This is a genomic window from Hugenholtzia roseola DSM 9546, assembly GCF_000422585.1.
GTDB lineage: Bacteria > Bacteroidota > Bacteroidia > Cytophagales > Bernardetiaceae > Hugenholtzia > Hugenholtzia roseola.
In genome coordinates this window covers 1-1368 of record NZ_AUGI01000086.1, presented here as the reverse complement: position 1 = coordinate 1368, position 1368 = coordinate 1, and the positions used below count along the sequence as shown (strand labels likewise).

Genomic DNA, 1368 nt, shown 5'->3' with positions numbered 1-1368 from the left:
GGCTTTATGTTTAGGTAGAAACAGCAAGCCCTGTATGTCGCCATACAGTTCGGACTATATCATTCTTCTTTATCCAGCGGCTTTTCGGTTTGGGATAAAGTAGATTTAGCGTGTAGTCTCTGAGGATTTTTGAAGTCTGCTTTTTCGTTTAAATCTTGCAAGATGTCTTCATCTGCATACTTTCTACGATTTGCGCCTCCATTGTTCATTTCTTTTCTAATGCGTAAGATTTGGGCGATACCTTCTTTTGTCAGATGCCTTTCTTCTTGTATGATTTGGGCAATTTGGACAAATTTGGCAAAGTCCTTTTTCTTTTTTGCAGATAAAAAAGAGAAGTGTTTGAAGAATGGAATGACGTTTTGCAGAATACTATTGAAGTTATTGACTTCATAGTACCAAATGCCATCGGGTCTTTCTATTAGTGTCCCACAGGCTAAATGCTTTTTAAAGAGTGCCAAGATGACTTTCTCTTTTTGAGAAACATTAAAGCAGAGGCTTACTTTATAGGCTTGGTTGTAGTCAGGTCGTTTTCTGAAAACGACGCTAAAACTTCCTTCACCGTCAGTAAAACCTGCCAGATAGTAGCCTATCTGAATGGGAACTTGTTTGGGATTGTATGGCATATACTTCAAATCTTTCCTGCGGATTGTCTGCACTTATCGCTTTGTTACTGCCTTCTGAAAAGACGAGTAGCGTAAGATACTCCAGAGTTTCCCGCATATAGCTAAATTTATTTACGTAACTACAACGGCATTTATAGTTACGGCCGCCGTTTACTGGGGCTTCGATTCAATGCTTCGCTTGCGCTGACATCCCCTCTTAACCTTCCAGCACCGGGCAGGTATCAGGCTGTATACTTCTTCTTACGAATTTGCACAGCCCTGTGTTTTTGTTAAACAGTCGCCTGGGCCTCTTCACTGCGACCTCCTCTTTCGAGGTAGGTACCCTTTCTCCCGAAGTTACAGGGTTAATTTGCCTAGTTCCTTAACCGTGAATCACTCGCGCGCCTCAGGATTCTCTCCTTGACTACCTGTGTCGGTTTGCGGTACGGGCTTGTTACACTTAACGCAAACGAGGTTTTTCTTGGAAGCCCTTAGATAGACTCTCTCCTTACCCGAAGGCTTGGAGTACTATTTCCTACTCGTCGGTCTGACGGATTTGCCTATCAGACGTGCTTCTTTCGGATTTAACGCAGTATTCCGTAACTGCGCGCTATCGTATTCACTCCGTTACCCCATGCCAAGTAACAATGGTACAGGAATATTAACCTGTTTTCCATCGGCTTCGCCTGTCGGCTACGCCTTAGGTCCCGACTAACCCTTCGCTGACGAACGTTGCAAAGGAAACCTTAGTCTATCGGCGAGGGGG

At 43.9% G+C, this 1368-nt stretch carries 1 protein-coding gene and 1 rRNA gene; both read right to left on the bottom strand.

The genetic code is table 11. The features are described from left to right. Positions 1–59: 59 nt before the first annotated feature. Positions 60–623, bottom strand: coding sequence for an LAGLIDADG family homing endonuclease (locus G500_RS26255; RefSeq protein ID WP_027002202.1), 564 nt, complete (start codon positions 621–623; stop codon positions 60–62). Positions 624–686: 63 nt separating this feature from the next. Continuing rightward, positions 687–1368 (bottom strand): 23S ribosomal RNA (locus tag G500_RS25480); the annotation flags it as partial.